Source organism: Mycobacterium sp. TY815 (assembly GCF_030755135.1).
Taxonomy (GTDB): Bacteria; Actinomycetota; Actinomycetes; order Mycobacteriales; family Mycobacteriaceae; genus Mycobacterium.
The window spans coordinates 585303-599132 of sequence record NZ_JAUFRX010000002.1 but is presented as its reverse complement, the minus strand read 5'-3'; the positions used below and the strand labels follow the sequence as shown (position 1 = coordinate 599132).

Here is a 13830-nt window from a genome sequence, read left to right as displayed (position 1 = left end):
CTACTTCTCCTTGTTGACCTTGGCGACGATCTTGTCGGCGATCTGCGCGCCCTGGTCGGTGATCTGGTAGCCGCAGGCGTTGACGTCGGCGATCACATTGTTGGCCACTTCCATCGCGCGTTGGCATTCCCAGCCGTTGGCACCTTCCTGGGCATCGACCACCGTGATCCTGGGTGAGGATCCCTGCACCTCGGAGAACGTCCACCGGTAGGTCTTGCCTTTGTTGGTGACCGTGACGGTCTTGCCCGCACAGCCTTTCCATTTGCTCAGCGAGGACTGCAGGAAAGACTTGGCTTTGTCGGCGGTCGGGAAGGCGATGGCAGCCTGGTTTACCCAGTGGTCGTAGTTGTCGCCGGGCTCGGACGACACCAGCCCGCTGAGCCCGGTGTATCCGCTGCCCGCGTACACCGGCCCCTGACTGCCGTACATCGCACCCTGGCAGTCGGGATTCGACAGCGTCACCGGCGAGGAGTCCACCGTCGTGATGGGCTTGCCCGGTTGCATCGTCGACGACCCCATCACCGAGTTGATCTCCGACGACGACAACAGCATCGAGCTCAACCGGTCCTCGGCGATCGGTTTCACCTTGGGCGCCGGATCGGGGCGGGTCGCTATCCAGATGACCACCGCACCGACGACCAGGACAGCCACGATGGCCGCGGCGGCGATGACGGGCCACGGATTGCGTTTGCCCGGCTGCGGCGGCGGCCGATGCCCCTGGTTCCAGGCCGCCGGTATGGGCCCGGAAGCTATCGGGGTGCTGGGCGGTCCGCTGCCCCAGCCGCCACTCTGGTGGTACTGGGGGGACGGGCCTGACACCGGGCCACTGACCGGGTTCCAGGCCGGGTGTCCGGGCTGATTGGGCGGCCGCTGTTGCGGCATGGGACCCGACTGCCCGGGCCCGCCGCCGTATTGCGGCGCCGACGGCCGGGATGCGGGCGGCGGCGTGCTCGGAGGACCCTGGCGCGGCGGCGGAGTCACCGCGGGCATGGTGGGTTTGGACGACGCGGTCGGCGGACCGGGCAGGGTGGCTTCCTGGCTGCGGCGCAGGATGTTCTCGGCGTGGTCCTGGTCGGGCGAGCTGAGCGCCTCATGGGCGGCCAGCGCCAGATCACCGGCGCTGGAGTAGCGGTCTTCGGGCTTCTTGGCCATGCCGCGGGCGATGACCGCGTCGAAGCTCTTCGGGATGCCGGCGCGGGCGGCGCTGACTTGCGGGACGGGGTTCATCAGGTGGGCCGTGACCAGTGAACCGGCGCTGTCGGCGCGGTACGGCGGACCGCCGGTGAGGCATTCGTAGAGCACGCACGCCAGCGAGTAGATATCGGCGCGGTAGGTCACCTCTTCGTTGGAAAACCGTTCGGGCGCCATGTATTTCCAGGTGCCGACGGCGGTGCCGAGCTGGGTGAGTTTCTCGTCGGTGGTGGCGCTGGCGATGCCGAAATCGACGAGGTAGGCGAAGTCGTCGCGGGTGACCAGGATGTTGGGCGGTTTGACGTCGCGGTGCATGACGCCCGCGGCGTGGGCGGCATCGAGCGCCGAGGCGATCTGGGTGATGATCGCGACCGCGCGCGGCGGCGTCAACGGTCCGTAGCGCTTGAGGACGCTGTCGAGGTCGGTGCCCTCGATCATGCGCATCTCGAGGTACATCTGGCCGTCGATCTCGCCGTAGTCGTGGATCGGCACGACGTGGGGTTCCTGCAGGCGACCGGCGATGCGGGCCTCGCGCTTCATCCGCTCGCGGAACACCGGGTCCTTGCTGAATTCCGCGGTCATCACCTTGACGGCGACCGTCCACTCCTTGACGGTGTGCTCGGCCTCGTAGACCTCGCCCATCCCGCCGCGGCCCAGCAACCGCTTGAGTTCGTAGGGCCCGAACATCGTTCCCACCCGCGAGCTCTGCGTGTCGCTCATCGCTGATCCTCCCAATCAACCAACGTCGCCGACACTATCAACCACCTCCAGGTAGGGCCGTCAACCGCAAAACGCAGGTTGGGGCGACCACCAGCCTATTCGGTGCGACCCGGCCGTGTTATTTCCTTGCCCGTCGTTGTGGTCCCATACGGCGCAGTCGCACCGTGATGAGCAGCACCAGCAGCAGCGCCTGCGCGGCGCATCCTCCCGCGGCGATCAACCAGCTACTGACGTCGTAATCCCACATCGGATCCTGATCTCCGCTGGCGGTCCGCCGCAGATCGTTGAGGTCGACCGTCGAGGCGGCCATGGCGTAGGCCCAGCGGGAGGGGGAGAGCCAGGAGAGTTGTTCGAGCGGGATGCGGTCTTTGACCGGGAACATGCCGCCGCACAGGATGAGTTCGGCCATCACGACAACGACGAGCAGGGGCATGCCGCGGTCGGCGTTGCTGATCAGCGCCGAGATGAGCAGGCCCAGGATCATCGACACCAGCGTCACGGCCACCACCGCCAGCGCCACTTCGAACCGGGGCCAGGGCACGACCACCGACTGATCCGGTGGGGGCAGGAAGGCGACGCCGAGGAATCCGAGGATCAGTGCCTGGGTGGTGGCGATGGCGCCCAGGACGGCGAGTTTGGAGGCCAGGTAGGCGCCGCTGGAGAGTCCGATGCCGTGTTCGCGCCGGTAGATCGCCTGTTCCTTGACGATTTCCCGGATCGAGCAAGCGCAGCCCATGAGCGCCCCGCCGATGACCAGCAACACCAGCAGTTGACCCGGCTGTGTCGACATCTTCTCGATGGCTTTGGTGAGGGAGAGTCCGGCGTCGCCGGGGACGGCGTAGGTGAACAGGCTGAGGAGTAGGGGCAGGGCGAGTAGGAACAGGGTGTATTGGCGGTCGGCGGCGATGACGGCGAGGTAGCGCCGGCACAGGATGCTGAATTGGGCTGGGGGGCTTTGTTGGGCTTTGGGTTTGGGTTTGCCGGTCGTGGTCGTGGTCGTGGTCGTGGTCGTGGTCGTGGGGGTGGTGGGTGGTTGGGGGGTGGGGGTGAAGGCGGCGTGCAGGGGGGAGTTGGTGTAGCGGGTGGGCCAGTCGGTGGTGGTGTCGTTTTCGAGCAGGATGAATAGGTCGGCGAAGTCGGTGCAGCCGAAGTAGGGCAGGGCTTGTTGGGGTGGGCCGAAGTAGGCCAGGCGTCCGCCGGGGGCCAGCACGAGCAGGCGGTCGCACATGTTGAGGTGGGCGATGTTGTGGGTGACGACGACCACCGAGCGGCCGTCATCGGCCAGGGTGCGCAGGGTTTGCATCACCGATTTCTCGTAGCCGGGGTCCAGTCCGGAGGTGGGTTCGTCCAGGAACAGCAGGGAGGGTTTGGTCAGTAGTTCCAGGGCGACGCTGGTGCGTTTGCGTTGCCCACCGGACAGGGAGTCGATGCGTTGGTCGGCGTGGGCGCTGAGGCCGAGTTCGGTCAGGACTTCCTCGATGCGCTGGCGGCGTTCGGTGGTGGAGACGTCGTGGGGGAAGCGCAGTTGGGCGGCGTAGTTCAGGGCGCGGCGCACGGTCAGGGGGGTGTGCAGGATGTCGTCTTGGGGCACGAATCCGATGCGGTGGCGCAGTTCGGGGTAGTTGTCATAGAGGTCGCGGTCGTCATAGCGCACGGTGCCGGTGGTGGCGGGGCGAAACCCGGTCAGGGCGCCCAGCAGGGTGGATTTGCCGGCCCCGGAGGGGCCGACGACGGCCAGCAGGGAGCGTTGGGGCAGCACGAAGCTGACGTCATCGAGCAGGACCTTGCCTTTGCCTGGGCCGTGGCCGGTTTCGACGTGCAGGTGGGCGGCTTCATAGGAGATGTCGCCGGTGTCGACGTATTCGACGAGGCGGTCGCCGGACAGGTGCAGCAGTTGGTGGCCGATGCCCACGATGTCGTGGGGCCCGATCAGGGCGCGGGTGATGCGGGTGCCGTTGACGTAGGTGCCGTTGGCGGAGTGGTTGTCGATCAGTTCCCAGCCCGTGGTGCTGCGGCGCAGCAGGGCGTGGCGGCGCGAGACCAGCAGGTCGTGCAGGACCACGGTGTTCTGTGGTGCCCGGCCGATGCTCACGGTCTGCTGGTCGATGGCGTGTACGGCGGTCGGGGTGCGCAGGGAGGTGGTCGAACCGGTGGGCGCCCCCAGCCCCAGCTCGTCGTTGGGCAGCGGCGGGACCGCGATCTCAGTGGTCTGCTGCGCGTTGGCCGGGACCGGCGCCAGCGGGGCTACCGTGGTGGTCGCCTCTCCGATCCCCACCGGCCCCGGCTCACCCGGCTGGCCCGCCTCGCCCGTCTGGCCCGGCCCGCCCGAACCGCCCGCCTCGCCCGGCCCGCCCGCCTCGCCTGGCCCGCCGGGCTCGAAGTGCAGCCGCTCACCCGAACTCAGCGACCCCAGCACCACCGTTACCGGCCGCTCACCCACCACCACCTGCTCGACCCGCTCACCCCCCATATACATGCCGTTGCTACTGCGATTGGACAACACCCACCCCGACTCGGTGGCCTCCAACACCGCATGCACCCGCGAGATCCGCGGATTGTCCAACTGAATATCGGACTCACCCGAACGCCCCACCGTCCACACCCGCCCCGCACCCACCCGCCAACTACCCCCACCCCCACGCACCACCAACCCCGTCACCACGCCCATCCCACGCCTCCGCTCACACCGACTACGCCGCCCCGGCGAGCCCCCGGGCGGGCGAGCGCATCGACTTCAGTTGCAGAGCCAGGTGCCGATCCACCCCGCAGTGCCCAGCCGCCGCATGGCGTCCTGCTCGGCGGCCAACAGGGTGGAACCGTAGCCTCCGGCGTGGTCGCCGGCGTTGTTCTCGGCTACCGCGCCGCATTCCGAGAAGGAGACCAGAACCTTGCAGTCGGACTTGCCGCACGCCCCCATCGCTGCGCTCTCCGCGGCGGCGCGTGACGGGGCGTCCTTGGTCCGGCCGAACAGCTGGCCCGACGGCGAGTACGCGATCGCGCCGTAGTTGCCGTCGGCCTTCGCAGCGGGGGCCAGCGCGATCAGCGTCGCCGTCACCGCCGCGGCGCTGGTCAGTACGACCGCCGCTGCGCCCGGAAACCGCGCCTGAAAAGCGGTCAATCCCATGATGTTTCCTTTCGGCGACTGAAGAAGACGGGGTTTCGGGAAGTGCTAGACCGGCTTGGTTGCGGTGACCTGCTTGCCCCACTCGGACATGGTCATCGACACCGCACCGTTCTCCACCGGGGTGATCTCGATCTTGACCAAGTGGTAGGAGCCGTCCGAGGCGATCCACACAGTGGTCGGAGTGGGTGGCGCGTTCTGCGGGCTCAGGCGCGACCCGGCCAGCGTGGCGACGTCGTCCGTCGACGACGTTCCGGTGATCTTCGTGGTCGCGATGCCGTTGATCTGCTCACTGCCGCCGACCTTGGGGTTCTGCAGATTGGCCAGCAGGTGGGCCAGGCCTTTGTCGGGATCGAGCAGCGTGGAGACCTCGTAGATGGACGCTCCGTTGCCGTAGTCGGTGAATTTGCCGGGCTCGGCAACGTCGGAGTACAGGTGGCCGTCGACGAAGACGAACTTCGAGTCGACGGGACTCTTTCCGACGGTCAACGTCGCGGTGCCGTTGGCCACGGTCTGCGGAGTGTTGGACACGTCGCCGTCGAGCTTGGTCACCTCGAGGTTGGGTACCGCTCCCTGCACCGTGAGGCTGACGTGCATTCCGGTCACTTTGCGCATGGCCTCGGCGGCCTGCTTGACGGTGCTCGCGGCGTCGACGTTAGGTGCGTTGGATCCGCTGCCGGAGCTGTTGTTCTTCGGGCTTCCGCAGCCGGTGAGCACGAGCGCCGTCACCGCGACCGCTGCGGCGGCCCGGGACCAGAGCTTCAGTTTCATAGACATCTCCTTCGTTCGAGGCAACCGGAACGTCGCCACGGGGCAAACACATCTGGAGGACGCACCAAAGCCAGCGAATAGCGTAAGGCTGCCGGTTTCACTTGGCCAGACCTCATTCTGGGGGCCGAAGCAAACTCTCTTGCCTACCGGCGGGCCCTGCGCTGCCGGTTGATACTGCGCAGTCGTGCCGCGAGAAGTATCACCATCGCCACACCCAACGCCGCACACATCCCCAGCCCGGTCAGCCAGTGCGCGCGGTCGTGGGTCCACATCGGATCGGGGTCGGTGAGGCGGATGTAGTTCACCCCGAGCGAGGAGCCCGCCATGGCGTAGGCCCAGCGGGAGGGGGAGAGCCAGGAGAGTTGTTCGAGCGGGACGCGGTCGTTGACGGCGAACATGCCGCCACAGAGGACGAGCTGCGCCATGACCACCAGGACGAGCAGGGGCATGCCGCGGTCGGCGTTGCTGATCAGCGCCGAGATCAGCAGGCCCAGGATCATCGAAACCACGGTCACGGCGACGACGGCGGCCGCGACCTCGGCGGAGCCGATATGGCGGAGCATGTCGGGGCTGCCGGAGTGCACCAGCAGCGAGTCGTCCGGTGGGGGCAGGAAGGCGACGCCGAGGAATCCGAGGATCAGTGCCTGGGTGGTGGCGATGGCGCCCAGGACGGCGAGTTTGGAGGCCAGGTAGGCGCCGCTGGAGAGTCCGATGCCGTGTTCGCGCCGGTAGATCGCCTGTTCCTTGACGATTTCCCGGATCGAGCCGGCGCAGCCCATCAGCGCCCCGCCGATGATGAGCAGCACAAGCAACTGGGTGGGTTGCTTGGATTGCTGGGTGATCGCCTCGGCCAAAGAGAGTCCGGCGTCGCCGGGGACGGCGTAGGTGAACAGGCTGAGGAGTAGGGGCAGGGCGAGTAGGAACAGGGTGTATTGGCGGTCGGCGGCGATGACGGCGAGGTAGCGCCGGCACAGGATGCTGAATTGGGCTGGGGGGCTTTGTTGGGCTTTGGGTTTGGGTTTGCCGGTCGTGGTCGTGGTCGTGGTCGTGGGGGTGGTGGGTGGTTGGGGGGTGGGGGTGAAGGCGGCGTGCAGGGGGGAGTTGGTGTAGCGGGTGGGCCAGTCGGTGGTGGTGTCGTTTTCGAGCAGGATGAATAGGTCGGCGAAGTCGGTGCAGCCGAAGTAGGGCAGGGCTTGTTGGGGTGGGCCGAAGTAGGCCAGGCGTCCGCCGGGGGCTAGGACCAGCAGGCGGTCGCACATGTTGAGGTGGGCGATGTTGTGGGTGACGACGACCACCGAGCGGCCGTCATCGGCCAGGGTGCGCAGGGTTTGCATCACCGATTTCTCGTAGCCGGGGTCCAGTCCGGAGGTGGGTTCGTCCAGGAACAGCAGGGAGGGTTTGGTCAGTAGTTCCAGGGCGACGCTGGTGCGTTTGCGTTGCCCACCGGACAGGGAGTCGATGCGTTGGTCGGCGTGGGCGCTGAGGCCGAGTTCGGTCAGGACTTCCTCGATGCGCTGGCGGCGTTCGGTGGTGGAGACGTCGTGGGGGAAGCGCAGTTGGGCGGCGTAGTTCAGGGCGCGGCGCACGGTCAGGGGGGTGTGCAGGATGTCGTCTTGGGGCACGAATCCGATGCGGTGGCGCAGTTCGGGGTAGTTGTCATAGAGGTCGCGGTCGTCATAGCGCACGGTGCCGGTGGTGGCGGGGCGAAACCCGGTCAGGGCGCCCAGCAGGGTGGATTTGCCGGCCCCGGAGGGGCCGACGACGGCCAGCAGGGAGCGTTGGGGCAGCACGAAGCTGACGTCATCGAGCAGGACCTTGCCTTTGCCTGGGCCGTGGCCGGTTTCGACGTGCAGGTGGGCGGCTTCATAGGAGATGTCGCCGGTGTCGACGTATTCGACGAGGCGGTCGCCGGACAGGTGCAGCAGTTGGTGGCCGATGCCCACGATGTCGTGGGGCCCGATCAGGGCGCGGGTGATGCGGGTGCCGTTGACGTAGGTGCCGTTGGCGGAGTGGTTGTCGATCAGTTCCCAGCCCGTGGTGCTGCGGCGCAGCAGGGCGTGGCGGCGCGAGACCAGCAGGTCGTGCAGGACCACGGTGTTCTGTGGTGCCCGGCCGATGCTCACGGTCTGCTGGTCGATGGCGTGTACGGCGGTCGGGGTGCGCAGGGAGGTGGTCGAACCGGTGGGCGCCCCCAGCCCCAGCTCGTCGTTGGGCAGCGGCGGGACCGCGATCTCAGTGGTCTGCTGCGCGTTGGCCGGGACCGGCGCCAGCGGCGGCAGCGGGGCCACCGTGGTGGTCGCCTCCCCGATCCCCACCGGCCCCGCCTGGCCCGCCTGCCCCGGCCCGCCCGCCTCGCCCGGACCGCCCGGCTCACCCGCCTGGCCCGGACCGCCCGCCTCGCCCGGACCGCCCGCCTCGCCCGCCTCGCCTGGCCCGCCGGGCTCGAAGTGCAGCCGCTCACCCGAACTCAGCGACCCCAGCACCACCGTCACCGGCCGCTCACCCACCACCACCTGCTCGACCCGCTCACCCCCCATATACATGCCGTTGCTACTGCGATTGGACAACACCCACCCCGACTCGGTGGCCTCCAACACCGCATGCACCCGCGAGATCCGCGGATTGTCCAACTGAATATCGGACTCACCCGAACGCCCCACCGTCCACACCCGCCCCGCACCCACCCGCCAACTACCCCCACCCCCACGCACCACCAACCCCGTCACCACGCCCATCCCACGCCTCCGTTACTCCCGCGGTCCGTGATGCTACGGCGATCGGCCTATGAGTGCTTGGCCCACCACTTGTAGAGCTGGTCGAGGCTGGGCACCTGCTGCTTCCCACCGACGAGGGCATAGACCAGCGTCTGTTCGTTGCTCCACATCACCTGCGGATCGCTGCCCTTGTAGATACCGCAAGCCATCTGCCCCAGGACCGTTTTCGGATCCTGGGTATGCCACCAATTGCCGGGGGACGCTTTGCCGCCCGGACACTGCTGAAGGCTGAAGGTGCCGGTGAATGCGGTAAAGGCGCTCTTGAGCGACGCCACGTCGGGGAACAGCCCGTAGGCAGAGACTTTCGGGCCGTTCGGGTCGGTGTTCTGCCCGCACGACACCGAGACCAGGGCTCCCGGCATCGTTTTGGTGTCCGGCGTGCAGGCTCCGGCGGGATAGCCCGCCGGGAGCAGACTCATCAACCGGGTCTGCGCCTGCGGCGGTGCCGTAGTGGACGGCGCCGTCGTGGTCCGGGTGCTGGTCGACGTGGTGGCCCGGGTGGTGGTGGTCCGCTTTGCGGAGGTCTGCGGTTTGTCGTCGTCCTTGTTGAGTGCCCAGATGCCGATACCGCCCAGCATGACCACCAGGATGACGGCGGCGACGAGGGCGACAATCGCCCACGGGCTGCGGCCGGGTGGTGGCGCAGGCGGGTTGGTGGGATGCCATGGGCCGGTAGATGCCGGGGCCGGCGCCGGAGGGTTCAGGGGACCTGGTGGACCGGCCAGAAGGGGCGCCGGCGGCCGCACCGGCGCGACCGGGCCGGGAGGCGAAAATCGCTGCGCCGGAGGCGGATTCAGTAGCCCTTCCGGGATGGCGGATTCCTGGCTGCGGCGCACGATGGCGGCGGCGTTTTCCTGGTCGGGGTGACTGAGTGCCTGGTGCGCGGCCCGCGCCAGCTCACCGGCGCTGCCGTAGCGGTCCGCCGGCCGCTTGGCCATGCCGCGTGCGACGACGGCGTCCAGGGACCTGGGGACATCGGGTCCCGCGGCGCTGGGGCGCGGGATGGGGTTGATCATGTGGGCGCTGATCAGTACCCCGGCATTGTCGGACGGGTATGGCGCACTGCCGGTCAAGCACTCGAACAGCACGCAGGCCAGCGCGTAGATATCGGCCCGGTGAGTGATGTCGTCGCTGGAGAATCGTTCGGGCGCCATGTATTTCCACGTGCCCACCGCGGTGCCGAGTTGAGTGATCTTCTCGTCGGTGGTGGCGCTGGCGATGCCGAAGTCCACGAGGTAGGCGAAGTCCTTGCGGGTGACCAGAATGTTCGGCGGTTTGACGTCCCGGTGCATGACTCCGGCGGCGTGGGCGGCGTCGAGCGCCGAGGCGATCTGGGTGATGACGGCGACGGCGCGCGGCGCCGGCAAGGGGCCGTAGCGGGTAAGCAGGCTGTCGAGGTCGGTACCCTCGATGAGGCGCATCTCGAGGAACATCTGCCCGTCGATTTCGCCGTAGTCGTGGATCGGCACGACGTGCGGTTCCTTCAGTCGCCCCGCGATGCGTGCCTCACGCTTCATCCGTTCGCGGAACACCGGGTCGCTGCTCACGGTTTCGGACATGAGCTTGACCGCGACGGTCCAGCCTTTGACCGAATGCTCGGCCTCGTAGACCTCGCCCATCCCGCCGCGGCCCAGCAACCGCTTGAGGTGGTACGGCCCGAACGTCGACCCAGCCCGCGAGCCTGGCGCCTCGCTCATCGCGGCCATCCAGTAGCGTTGTGCCGCTTGAACATTGGACGCTTATGCGGCTGATCGGCAGTCTCTCGCGCGGCTTCGGTCAGCCGTACTTGGCCCACCAGTTGTGCAGGTCGTCGATGGTCGCGGGGTCCCCGAAGACGTCGCTGAGCATGAGCTTGCCCTCATTACTCCAGATCACGTTCGGGTGGTTCTTGTACGTGCCGCAGGCGATCATCCCGGCCGTGACCGTCGGGTCCCGGTCGTAGTGCCAGCCGTCCGGCGAGGGTCCCTCGCCGGGGCAGTTCGCCAACTGAACCGCCGCGATGTCGTCGTTGAAGGCCTGCTTCAGCGCATCGAGGTTGGGGAACAGCCCGTAGATCGCGCGGCTCGGACCACCCTGGTTGGTGTTCTGCCCGCAGTCGACCATCGCGATGGTGCCGGTCCACACACTGTTCGGCTTCGGTGTGGTCGGTGTGCACGTGCCGGTGGGGTAGCCGGAGGGCAGCATCGAGAGCAGCCTGCTCTGCGGGTCACCACCGGAAGTGGTGGTCGAAGGTGAACTCTTGGTGGTGGTCGGTTTGCCGGAGGTGGCCGTGGCCGACGTGCTCGTGTCGCTCGCCGGTGTGTTGTCGCTCGGCCGGGTGGCCAACCAGATGCCGACCCCCGCGAGAATCAGCACCACGACGACCGCGGCGGCACCGGCCACGATCGGCCAGGGACTGCGTTTGCCGCCCGAGGGCGGACCACCCTGGTTCCAGTTCGGCGGGCCGCCGGGCTGCTGCGGACCGGACGGCGTACCGCCCCAGCCACCGCTCTGCCCGAAATACTGCGGCGCCTGGGTGGGCTGGCCCTGGGCAGGGATCGGGCCGCTCGCCGGAATGGGGCCGCTCGCGGGAGTCCACGACGGCGTATTCGTCGGCGACTGTCGTTGCATCGGCCCCGAGCCGATCGGGTCGCCGTACGCCGGCGGCGGCGAGTACTGCGGAGGCGGCGGCGTGCCCGGCTGCTGACCGCCGGTGGGCACCGACGGCGCCACCGCGGTGCCCGGCAGCGTCGATTCACGGCTGCGGCGCAGGATGTCCTCGGCGTGGTCCTGGTCCGGGTCGCTCAGCGCGTCGTGCGCGGCCCGCGCGAAGTCTCCCGCGCTGGCGTAGCGGTCTTCAGGCCTCTTGGCCATGCCGCGGGCGATGACCGCGTCGAAACCCTTGGGGATGCCCGCACGCGCGGCGCTGACCTGCGGCACCGGGTCCATCAGGTGCGCGGTAACCAGCGTCGTCGCGCTGTCGGCGCGATATGGCGGGCTGCCGGTGAGGCATTCGTAGAGCACGCACGCCAGCGCGTAGATGTCGGCGCGGTAGGTCACCTCGTCGTTGGAAAACCGTTCGGGCGCCATGTATTTCCAGGTGCCGACGGCGGTGCCCAGCTGGGTGAGTTTCTCGTCGGTGGTGGCGCTGGCGATGCCGAAGTCCACGAGGTAGGCGAAGTCGTCGCGGGTGACCAGGATGTTGGGCGGTTTGACGTCGCGGTGCATGACCCCGGCGGCGTGGGCGGCATCGAGTGCCGAGGCGATCTGGGTGATGATCGCGACCGCGCGCGGCGGGGTGAGTGGACCGAAACGCTTGAGGACGCTGTCGAGGTCGGTGCCCTCGATCATGCGCATCTCGAGGTACATCTGGCCGTCGATCTCGCCGTAGTCGTGGATCGGCACGACGTGGGGTTCCTGCAGGCGACCGGCGATGCGGGCTTCGCGCTTCATCCGCTCGCGGAACACCGGGTCCTTGCTGAATTCCGCGGTCATCAGCTTGACGGCGACCGTCCACTCCTTGACGGTGTGCTCGGCCTCGTAGACCTCGCCCATCCCGCCGCGGCCCAGCAACCGCTTGAGGTGGTAGGGCCCGAACATCGAGCCCACCCGCGAGTCTGGTGCCTCGCTCATCGCTGATCCTCCTCAACCAACCCGAATCCCGCCGACACTATCAACAGCCTTCAGGTATCGCATGGAGCGCAACCACCGGCCTCAGCAACCATGACGGTAATCGGGACGGTGGGCGCTTGCCAATAAGACTGCCAACACACCGACCCGAAAAACGGCACATTTTCCTGTGGGGGTGACGGTACCGGTCGGCTCCGACAGGAACGCAATCGCCGTTGACCGCGAAAACGGTTGCGGCGAATGGTAATGCCCCCGCTGATGTGGCCGCTGGTCACTTCGCTGCCGTACCGGCCGGCGCGGGCAGCCGCGACCCGCCTCAATGCGCATCAAAGTGCTTGTGAGCCAGCCACATTCACGTGCCGGCCGGCCACCGGCTCAGGCCTGGGTGTGCGCGGCGATCTGGAAGGTGAACTCGTGGTCGCAGATCCGGATGTGGTCGCCGTCGTGAATGGTGGCCGCGGTGCGGATCCGCTGGTGCCGCACGTGCACACCGTTGGAGGACCGCAGGTCGTTGATGATGTAGTTCGTCCCGGTGTCGACGATGACCGCATGGTGGCGGCTGACGTTCGCGCTGTCCAGGACGATGTCGTTGTCGCTGAGGCGGCCGATCCGGGTCGCCGCCGAACGCAGCGGGTAGTCGCGCCCGGTGGCGACGTCGCGCAGGTACGCTGCCACCTTCTGAGTGGCGGCCATGGTGCGCTTGTCCAGCACGGTGACCGTTCCTACGGCGGTCACCTTGGCGTTCTGCTTCACGTCCAGGGTCTCCTGGCGCAGGATCTTCTCGTTGAGCGCCCGCAGCGTCGGGCCCGGATCGATCCCGAGGTCGTCAGCGAGCGTCGTCTTCACCCGGCGGTAGGCGTTGAGGGCGTCGGATTGGCGGTCGGTGAGGTAGTACGCCGTGATCAGCTGCGCCCACAACGGCTCCCGGTACGGGTGCTCGACGGTCAGCGCCTCGAGTTCGGTGATCACCGCCGATGCCCGTCCGCAGGCGATCTCCGCTTCCGCCTTGGCGGTGTGCGCGATGATCTTGTCCTCGACCAGGGCGGTGGCGAACGAGTCCACGAACGGGAAGTCCCGCAGGTCGTCCAGCACCGGTCCGCGCCATTCCTTGAGCGCCGCCGACAGATGCCGGCTGGCCTGTTCGAAGCTGCCCGCGGCGGCGGCATGGACACCCGCGGTCTTCTCGGCGATGAACCGCCCGAGATCGCAGGTGTTTTCGGGGATGGTGAGCCGGTATCCGGGTGGTGCCGCGGCCAGCACCAGCCGGGGATCGACGCCGGCGGCGCCGACCAGCTTGCGCAGGTTCGACACGTAGGAGTGGATGCTGGCCCGCGCACCCGAGGGGGGCCACTCGTCCCACAGGGCGGTGATCAGCGTGTCGACTCCGACGGGCCGGTTCCGGTTGATCACCAGCATGGCCAGCACGGCACGCTGCTTGGGGGTGCCGAGGGAGACCAAGCCCCCGTCGATCTTCATCTCCAGCGGTCCGAGCACACCGAACTCGAGATGTGTGTCCATCATCGCGCTACCAGCCATTCCGGGTCCTCCGCGGTCGCCTGTGCCCTCCGATTAGAAGTGCCGGCACGGGACCTTGTTCCTTCATTATTGTGTCTTCATCGTTGTCGGTCTTGTAAACCCTGGGTG

Annotated in this window: 8 protein-coding genes; all 8 read right to left on the bottom strand. The window is 67.9% G+C overall.

What is annotated here, in order from left to right; all coding sequences use genetic code 11:
* The 8 genes from QXK92_RS22380 to embR all read right to left on the bottom strand — a co-directional run bounded on the left by QXK92_RS22380 (position 1) and on the right by embR (position 13722).
* Complete coding sequence (locus tag QXK92_RS22380; RefSeq protein ID WP_306245319.1) at positions 1 to 1911, bottom strand: sensor domain-containing protein; 1911 nt, start codon at positions 1909 to 1911, stop codon at positions 1 to 3.
* A gap of 118 nt (positions 1912 to 2029) precedes the next feature.
* Positions 2030 to 4579: an ATP-binding cassette domain-containing protein gene (locus tag QXK92_RS22375; RefSeq protein WP_306245317.1), complete on the bottom strand. Its 2550-nt coding sequence runs from the start codon at positions 4577 to 4579 to the stop codon at positions 2030 to 2032.
* Positions 4580 to 4645: 66 nt separating this feature from the next.
* Positions 4646 to 5035, bottom strand: a complete 390-nt coding sequence (locus QXK92_RS22370; protein ID WP_306245315.1) for a DUF4189 domain-containing protein — start codon at positions 5033 to 5035, stop codon at positions 4646 to 4648.
* Between the two features lie 45 nt (positions 5036 to 5080).
* Positions 5081 to 5803 (bottom strand): LppX_LprAFG lipoprotein, encoded by a 723-nt coding sequence (locus QXK92_RS22365; RefSeq protein WP_306245314.1) that lies wholly within the window; start codon positions 5801 to 5803, stop codon positions 5081 to 5083.
* Between the two features lie 143 nt (positions 5804 to 5946).
* Positions 5947 to 8538, bottom strand: coding sequence for an ATP-binding cassette domain-containing protein (locus QXK92_RS22360; RefSeq protein ID WP_306245312.1), 2592 nt, complete (start codon positions 8536 to 8538; stop codon positions 5947 to 5949).
* 47 nt (positions 8539 to 8585) lie between these two features.
* Positions 8586 to 10274 (bottom strand): serine/threonine-protein kinase, encoded by a 1689-nt coding sequence (locus QXK92_RS22355; RefSeq protein ID WP_306245310.1) that lies wholly within the window; start codon positions 10272 to 10274, stop codon positions 8586 to 8588.
* 79 nt (positions 10275 to 10353) lie between these two features.
* Complete coding sequence (locus QXK92_RS22350) at positions 10354 to 12189, bottom strand: serine/threonine-protein kinase (RefSeq protein ID WP_306245309.1); 1836 nt, start codon at positions 12187 to 12189, stop codon at positions 10354 to 10356.
* 372 nt (positions 12190 to 12561) lie between these two features.
* Entirely contained in the window at positions 12562 to 13722 is a 1161-nt protein-coding gene (gene embR / locus QXK92_RS22345; RefSeq protein ID WP_306245307.1) for an ATPase/transcriptional regulator EmbR, read from the bottom strand.
* Positions 13723 to 13830: the final 108 nt, after the last annotated feature.